The sequence below is a fragment of the Stieleria sedimenti genome (genome assembly GCF_025060895.1).
GTDB lineage: Bacteria > Planctomycetota > Planctomycetia > Pirellulales > Pirellulaceae > Stieleria > Stieleria sedimenti.
On the sequence record NZ_JANZKV010000327.1, the window covers coordinates 25,091 to 32,753 of the forward strand.

The following is a 7,663-nucleotide window of genomic DNA, read 5'->3' on the forward strand; positions in this document are numbered from 1 at the left end:
CGGAGGATCAGTCGGCCTGCTCGATACCCAGCTCAGGGAGTGGGATGACAGTCCCGTCGGCCCAGAGTGATTCCAGGTCGTAGAACTCCCGCGTCTCTTCATCGAACAAGTGGACGACGACGCTGCCGTAATCCAAGACGATCCAGCGGCTCTCGTCGTAGCCCTCGATGCCGTCGCGTTTTTCGCCCATCCCTTTTTCCAACGCGTCGTCGATTTGCTCGCTGATCGCGTGCAGCTGCCGTCGACTTTGGCCGGTCACCAGAACGAACAGGTCAAATTCCGCCGACTGACCACAAACGTCGATCACGACGACGTCTTTGCCGTTGTTTTCCAAGGCCACACGCGCCGCCATGGCTGCAATTTTCCGGCTTTCGGTGGTACCATGGGGTCGAATCGCCCGCGACGGAGCGACCATCGGGTTCTGAGAATCAGTAGGTTTGTGTTCGGTCATGGGGGAAAGTCTATCAGTTTTGTTTTTTCTGTCACGGGTCGGCGGAAACCGAGTCAACATTCCGCAGCGGTCGGCTACTACACTATGAGCTCGATCGCCCACCCACCGGGATTGTTCCATTTGTCCCGGCGACACGTTACCCCACCTCAGGAACATTTAAATGACCGACTTCAACGATAATCGATCTACGTCTCGAGCCCAGGATTCCACTTCGTCGAGACGTCAATTCTTGAAAAAGGGTTCGGCCGTTTCGGCCGGAATCACCGGCGCCGCAATGTTGCCGCGTGCCGTGCGGGGGGCTGAGCCCAACGACCAAGGCAGCAACGACGTGGTCCGAATCGGCATCGTCGGGCTGGGCGGTCGCGGCACCGGAGCGCTCAGCGACACGATGACCATCAACGAGCACGTCAAACTGGTCGCCACGGCAGACGTCGATGCCAACAAACAACGTGTCCTGGGTCGGCTGCAAAAACAATTCGGCGATAAGGTGGCTGTCCGCGAGGACAAAAACTATGTCGGTATCGACGCCTACAAACGCATCCTGGACGATTCCGAGATCGATCTGGTCATCATGACCACCCCCCCAGGGTTTCGGCCACAGTACGTGATGGAAGCCGTCGACGCGGGCAAGCACGTGTTCGCCGAAAAACCGTCCTGCGTCGATCCGGCCGGCTACCGAATCTGTCTGCAGGCTCATGACAAAGCGATCGCCAATAAAACCGCAATCGTCACCGGCACCCAGTATCGGCGCCAAACGAACTACGTCGAAGCGATTCGCAAAATCCACGAAGGCGCCATCGGCGACGTCATCAACATGACCGCCCGATACTGCAGCACCGGTATCTGGCACAAGACGCGCAAAGAAGGCATGTCGGATACCGAATACCAGATCTACAACTGGATGCACTTCATCTGGCTCTCCGGGGACCAGATCGCCGAACAAGCCGTGCACAACATCGATGTGATGAATTGGGTCATGCAGGGACCACCCGAATCGGCCTACGGAAGCGGCGGCCGATTCACCCGTCCCGAAGGCAGCGAGATGTGGGACAGCAACTCCATCGATTACGCCTATTCCGGTGACCGACACGTCTCCTTCATGTGCCGACAAATTCCCGGATCGCAAAGCGACGTCAGCAACCAGATCTTCGGATCCGAAGGCACCGCCACCATCTACGGCAGCAACGGAGGCGCGTCGATCAAAGACCGCGACGGCAACGAAGTGTGGTCGATGAAAGGCGACATCCAGTCCGCCTACCGACAAGAGCACAAAGACCTGGTCGATTCGATCCGTGCCGGCGACCCGATCGTCGAGCTCAAGGAAACGGCCAACAGCTCGATGACCGCCGTGCTGGGACGCGTCGCCGCGTACACCGGACAGAAGGTGACCTGGGACTTTCTGACCAACGAGTCAGAGCTGGACCTGTTCCCCAACGATTTCGATTACAACGGCCCGCGTCCTGAGCCGTCGTTCGCCATCCCGGGCAAAACCAAGCTGATCTAGAACTTCACCAGCAACAACAGCGAATAGTAAACGTCGTTCGGCTTGGCTCCTTGCGGCGTGCTGTCATAGCGATCGGTCAGCGCCAATTTCAGTGACAGGTTGTCGGTGTCGTCGAGCAGGATTTCCCAGGCGACGTCACTGACAACCCGGTAATCGGAGAAATCTTCCCAGGCCGGGAAGTAGTCCACCTTGGCCTTCATCTTGTTGTAGCGGTTGAGCTGGTACTCACCCTCGGCGCCAAACACCGCTTCCGGTTTCCAGTCGTCGTCCGGCGCGCCGATTTCTTTCGAAGCACCGGCACCGAAACGAGTGGCAAACATCGCGTCGTCGGTTCGGATGAAGTGGTACCCCAGACCGCTGTTGAGATTCAGCCGCGAATCGAACGCTTTGAACTGGTCCCATTCGGCCCCGAACTTTCCAAACGCCGACCACTTGGAATCCTGGAAAAGCCGATCGTAATCCAGGTTCAAACGGCCGTTGTCTTCGGTCGTCAGGCCGCGATTGGTCGCCTTGCGATAATCAAAATCGATTCCCAAGGTGTAGCGTTCGGTCTTGCGTTTCATCTCCAAGCCGGTCTGCAGCGCCAGCGTCCGCGAGTTGCCGCTGCTGCCATCGAGCCCCAACTCGGCGTGGTTTTTCCAACCGCGGGTGACCCACTGCCACGGGATTTCGTACCACGACGCGGTTTCTTCGGCCAACGGTGCCGACTCCACAGCCGCGCCCGTCGCAAGCGCCTGGCCGATCGGTGTCGACGGGTCGGTCGGCGGCGGAACCGGAACGCTCGTGCCGACCGGGGCGACCGGCAAATCGAGTTCCGCCGCGGCGGGCAATGGCGGCATCGGCAGGCCGGGGGTGCCCACCGCCGCCGTGGCGGCCGACTGAACTTGGTAAGCCGCCGGCTGGATCTCCGAACTTGACTGTTCAGCCGGCCCGGGCTGGTTCAGCGGTCCCGTTGCATCGACCGGCAGCTGAGCGATCTCTGATGGCGGGGGCGGAAAATGGAAGGAAGGGCCCGCCTGTGCCTGCTCCTCAGGCTTCTTGCCTGCAAAGGTCGGAATGCCCAATTGCCAAAGCGGCGTTTCGGCCATCGCGACACCCGACGGCCACGCTCCGCTACAAATCAAACCGATCGCGAGAGCCGCTAGACCTGTTCTCCCCAAACTCTTTGCGTTACGTGTCTTACCCATCTGAAGAATTCCCATGACGTCCAAATCGCATCCATTGATTCGTTATCCCCACGCACTCAATCGGGTTAACAAAGATTCAGCGGTGCTGTCATGATCGATCTGGCCCGCGGCCGGGCAATCTTTCCGCTTTTCACAATCGGGGGCCTGAAACGGCGTCAAGCCGATGGCGCCAGACGCAAAACTTGCCCGCTCCGCTCTCCCCTGCTGCGAGGTCGTGTAGTTTGAAAGTCACCCACCTGCCAGAAGGGTGTGATCGGAAACTGCACTGCCTCGCTAGGCAGTCGGAACTGGGAGAGTTACGATTTGGGGATGAGCGAGAAACATTTCAGTGATCGAATGCGTCAGCTACGCAACCTGGTCGTGATGGCGATGGCCGACGGGACGATCGGCGAACGGGAGGTGGGGTTTGTCGCCGAACGTTGCCACGAACTCGGGTTGGGCGAGGCGGAATTGAACCGCGCGATCCGATACGGGTTGGGCGATGACGCGGCGTTGGAGCTGCCCCGTGACGCGGAAGGCCGCAAAGAGTTGATGATCGACTTGGTACGGATGATGGCCGCCGACGGCGTTTTGGATGAGAGCGAAAAACGTCTCTTTGCACTCGCGGCCGCCAAGATGGAAATGTCGACCGAACAGCTGAATCAATTGCTTGACCAAACCCTGGAATAGTCGACGTGGCAAAGATTCTGATCACGTCGGGGCCGACCCGCCAGTATCTCGATCCGGTTCGCTACATCTCGAACGCGTCGAGCGGACGAATGGGTGCGGCGTTGGCCACCGCGGCGTTGCAACTGGGGCATGAAGTCGTCATCGTCTCGGGGCCGGTTCCCACCGTTTACCCGGCGGGCGCCCGAGTGATCCCGGTGGTCACGACGGACGAAATGCTGGCTGCCAGTCAGGAGTGGTTCGCCCGATGTGACGGCGCCATTGGCGCCGCGGCACCTTGCGACTACATGCCCAAGATTGTTGAAACACAGAAAATCGCCAAGACCGGTGGGCCGCTGACGCTGCAACTGATCGAAACCCCCGACGTCGTCGCGACACTGGGACAAACCAAACGTGACGATCAGTGGGTCGTCGGATTTGCATTAGAAACCAACGACCGCAGATTCCGTGCGACGGTCAAGCTGGAAAAGAAGCACTGCGACATGATCATCAGCAATGGTCCCATCGCGATGGATTCCGATGTCAACGATGTCGAACTGTTGGACACCGCCGGCGAAGTCATCGCCCGTGTCGAAGGCAGCAAACAGAAGGTGGCGGACGTCCTGATGACAGAAATCGATCGTCGCTTGATTCGCAAGACGCCTGCGACAACCTTGTAACCGAAGGCTTATGACTGCAACGCAAACCATCGATTTGTCGACCACCCTGGGCCGGATGACGCTGCCCAATCCGATCATGGTCGCCTCGGGAACCTTCGGCTACGCAAGGGAGATGGAGCACGTCGTCGATGTGTCTCGCCTGGGCGCAGTGCTGCCCAAGACGATCACGGCCGAACCGCGGATCGGGAACGCCCCTTGGCGAACGGTCGAAACCTCCGCCGGGTTGCTCAACGCGATCGGCTTGGACAACGATGGCGTCGATGCGTTCATCCAACACCACTTGCCTTACCTGCAATCCTTGTCGACGCCAGTCGTCGTCAGCGTGGCCGGGCGAACCCAAGACGAGTTTGTCGCCCTGGCACGACGGATCGGCGAATTCGGTGTCGCCGCGGTCGAGCTGAATCTGTCCTGTCCCAATGTCAGCGGCGGCGTCGACTTCGGCACCCACGCGACCAGTTGCCATGACGTCGTCGCCGCGGCGCGCGAGGCGTGTGCGGTCCCGATCCTGGCCAAACTGACGCCCAACGTCACGCGGATCGCAGACATCGCCAAGGCCGCCGCGGAAGCCGGCGCCGATGCCGTGTGTTTGATCAACACCGTGTTGGCCATGGCCATCGACTGGCGGCGACAACGGCCGATGCTGGGCAACGGAATGGGCGGCATGAGCGGTCCGGCGATCAAACCGATCGCGCTGCGATGCGTCCATCAAGTCGCCTCAGCGGTCGACGTGCCGATCATCGGAATCGGCGGTATCGCCACGATCGACGACGTGATGCAATTCCTCGTCGCCGGCGCCTCCGCCGTGCAAATCGGCACGGCCAACTACTATGACCCCACCGTGTCGACTCGGCTCGTCGACCAGTTGCCGACCGCCCTGGCCGAACTCGGCGCCGCCCGTGTGGCAGACGTCGTCGGCACTCTCAAGGTCTGAACCGGAAAAGGAAGCTCGGCGATGGCACTGTTGACGATTGCGGATGTATCCATCGGGTTCGCCGGTCCACCCCTGCTGGACGGCGTCACCGCCCAGATCGAACCCGGCCAGCGGATCGGATTGTTGGGCCGCAACGGAGCCGGCAAGACAACCTTGTTAAAATTGCTCGCCGGTGAGCTCCAACCCGACCATGGTGAAATTCAACTCGGCGACAAGACACGTGTCGCGCGATTGACCCAAGACGTGCCCTCGCACCTGTCGGGCACCATCGCCGACATCGTGTCGTCCGGAATCCCCGTCGAAAAGATCGCCGACCCGACCACGCAGTGGGAAGCCGAGCATGCCGTGGAGACCACGTTGTCACGCATGCAACTCGACGGCACGCTTCGATTCGAATCTCTTTCCAGCGGCATGAAGCGGCGGGTCCTGCTGGCCAAATCGATCGTGGCCCAACCCGACATCCTGCTGTTGGACGAACCGACCAACCACCTCGATATCGAATCCATTCTCTGGCTCGAAGACTTCCTCTCTCGCTGGGACAAGACCCTGGTCTTCATCACCCACGACCGCTCGTTCCTGCAACAATTGGCGACGCGGATCTGGGAAGTCGATCGCGGTCGGTTGTTCGACTGGTCTTGCGATTACCACACGTTCCTGACGCGTAAAGAACAAGCCTTGGAGGCCGAAGAGAAACAGAACGCGCTCTTCGATAAACGTTTGGCCGAAGAGGAAGCTTGGATTCGTCAAGGGATCAAGGCACGACGTACGCGCAACGAAGGTCGTGTTCGAGCCCTCAAAGCGATGCGCGCCGAACGCAGCAAACGACAAAACCGAGTCGGCAATGCAAAACTGGAAGTCCAAGATGCCCAACGCAGCGGTGTGCTGGTCGCCGAATTGACCGATGTCAGTTTCGCCTACGGTGATCACACCATCGTGGATCATTTTTCCACCGAGCTGATGCGTGGTGACAAGATCGGGATCATCGGCCCCAACGGTGCCGGCAAGTCGACGTTGCTGAAGTTGCTGTTGGGCAAACTTAAACCCGACTCGGGTAAAGTTCGACTGGGAACAAAGTTGGAGATCGCATATTTCGATCAAATGCGTGACACGCTGGACCCGGAGCAAACTGTCCAGGAAAACGTCGGCGACGGCAGCGAACAATTGAAAGTCGGGGGCAAGTCCAAACACGTGCTCGGCTATTTGCAGGATTACCTGTTCACACCGGAACGGGCGCGGACCAAGGTCAAGTTTCTTTCCGGCGGTGAGTGCAATCGCGCCTTGTTGGCAAAGCTGATGACCAAACCCGCCAACGTGCTGGTGATGGATGAGCCGACCAATGACTTGGACGCCGAGACGCTGGAATTGCTCGAAGAACTATTGGCCAACTACGAAGGCACCTTGTTGTTAGTCAGCCACGATCGGACATTCTTGAACAACGTCGTGACCAGCACGATCGTCTTCGAAGACGACACGATCCGGCAATACGTCGGTGGATATGACGATTGGCGCGATGCCGTCGCCAGACGCCAACAGTCGGCAAACGGCAATGGCCTCACCGCAAAGAACACTGCAACGCCGCGCAAGAAAGACACGGTCCAGTCTGACGCAAACCCGCCAACGGCACCGGCCAAACGAAAGCTGTCTTACAAAGAGAAACGCGAACTGGAAGCGTTGCCGGAAAAGATCGAAAGCCTGGAACAGCAGATCGCCGATTTGCATGCAGCCATGGCGGAACCGGAGTACTACCAATCCGGTGGCGACAAGATCGCCGCCGACGCCGCTCAACTGGCAACGGCCGAAAAAGAGCTGGCGTCGGCCTACCAACGATGGGAACAGCTTGAAGAATAGCCGCCGTCGATTCTGATAAAGCGAATCGACGGCGACCGGTGGGCATCTTGCCCCGAGGGCCCATCCATCGGTTCACGAATCTACAGATTCATCCATTTGGCGACAGAGGAATCAGGGTACTGATTTCGAATTTTTCTGAACGTTTTTTGTTGCGCAATGCATTCGATAACATTGGCAATCTGCAAGTGGTCACATTGGTCGCGCAACACACCATCTCATTGCGGGGGCACCCAATGGAGTACGCCATACCCGCACGCCGACGACCATCCGCTAAGCAGTGGGGTAAGCATCTTGCTCGCCGACACCGAACGGTGTTCTCGGTTAGCGACATGCCCCAGGCGGCTGTCGATTTAATCGGCCGTTTGGCGCGAGCCTACGGCCCCGGTGTGTTTTCTTCGTGCTACAGGCCCGTACGCT

The 7,663-nt window shown here is 59.2% G+C and carries 7 protein-coding genes; 5 read left to right on the forward strand and 2 right to left on the reverse strand.

The features are described from left to right. Nucleotides 1-7 precede the first annotated feature (7 nt). Nucleotides 8-451 carry a ribosome silencing factor gene (gene rsfS / locus NZK35_RS32440; RefSeq protein ID WP_259636679.1) on the reverse strand — a complete coding sequence of 148 codons (444 nt, stop codon included), beginning with the start codon at nucleotides 449-451 and terminating at the stop codon, nucleotides 8-10. A 160-nt stretch (nucleotides 452-611) separates the two neighbouring features. Between rsfS and NZK35_RS32445 the strand changes: the two genes are divergently transcribed. Then, nucleotides 612-1,955 (forward strand): Gfo/Idh/MocA family protein, encoded by a 1,344-nt coding sequence (locus NZK35_RS32445; protein ID WP_259636680.1) that lies wholly within the window; start codon nucleotides 612-614, stop codon nucleotides 1,953-1,955. Here NZK35_RS32445 and NZK35_RS32450 read toward each other — a convergent pair. Then, on the reverse strand, nucleotides 1,952-3,043 hold the full coding sequence (locus NZK35_RS32450; protein ID WP_259636681.1) for a DUF481 domain-containing protein: 1,092 nt from the start codon (nucleotides 3,041-3,043) through the stop codon (nucleotides 1,952-1,954). The genes NZK35_RS32445 and NZK35_RS32450 overlap by 4 nt on opposite strands. A gap of 408 nt (nucleotides 3,044-3,451) precedes the next feature. Between NZK35_RS32450 and NZK35_RS32455 the strand changes: the two genes are divergently transcribed. Genes NZK35_RS32455 through NZK35_RS32470 form a run of 4 tightly spaced genes read left to right on the forward strand, consistent with a single transcriptional unit; the run spans nucleotide 3,452 to nucleotide 7,246 of the window. Beyond that, a complete protein-coding gene (locus tag NZK35_RS32455; protein WP_259636682.1) occupies nucleotides 3,452-3,811 on the forward strand; it encodes a tellurite resistance TerB family protein in 360 nt (119 codons plus the stop codon). A 5-nt stretch (nucleotides 3,812-3,816) separates the two neighbouring features. After that, complete coding sequence (locus tag NZK35_RS32460; protein ID WP_259636683.1) at nucleotides 3,817-4,467, forward strand: phosphopantothenoylcysteine decarboxylase domain-containing protein; 651 nt, start codon at nucleotides 3,817-3,819, stop codon at nucleotides 4,465-4,467. Nucleotides 4,468-4,477: 10 nt separating this feature from the next. Next, nucleotides 4,478-5,398: a dihydroorotate dehydrogenase gene (locus NZK35_RS32465; protein WP_259636684.1), complete on the forward strand. Its 921-nt coding sequence runs from the start codon at nucleotides 4,478-4,480 to the stop codon at nucleotides 5,396-5,398. Nucleotides 5,399-5,425: 27 nt separating this feature from the next. After that, the gene (locus tag NZK35_RS32470) at nucleotides 5,426-7,246 is read left to right on the forward strand and encodes an ATP-binding cassette domain-containing protein (protein ID WP_259636685.1); all 1,821 of its coding nucleotides are present in this window, start codon (nucleotides 5,426-5,428) and stop codon (nucleotides 7,244-7,246) included. Nucleotides 7,247-7,663: the final 417 nt, after the last annotated feature.

Excerpts from the sequence above, each read along its gene's own strand:
- rsfS (WP_259636679.1), bottom strand. The coding sequence starts at position 451 with ATGACCGAACACAAACCTACTGATTCTCAGAACCCGATGGTCGCTCCG.
- NZK35_RS32445 (WP_259636680.1), top strand. The coding sequence starts at position 612 with ATGACCGACTTCAACGATAATCGATCTACGTCTCGAGCCCAGGATTCC.
- NZK35_RS32455 (WP_259636682.1), top strand. The coding sequence starts at position 3,452 with ATGAGCGAGAAACATTTCAGTGATCGAATGCGTCAGCTACGCAACCTG.
- NZK35_RS32450 (WP_259636681.1), bottom strand. The coding sequence starts at position 3,043 with ATGGCCGAAACGCCGCTTTGGCAATTGGGCATTCCGACCTTTGCAGGC.
- NZK35_RS32465 (WP_259636684.1), top strand. The coding sequence starts at position 4,478 with ATGACTGCAACGCAAACCATCGATTTGTCGACCACCCTGGGCCGGATG.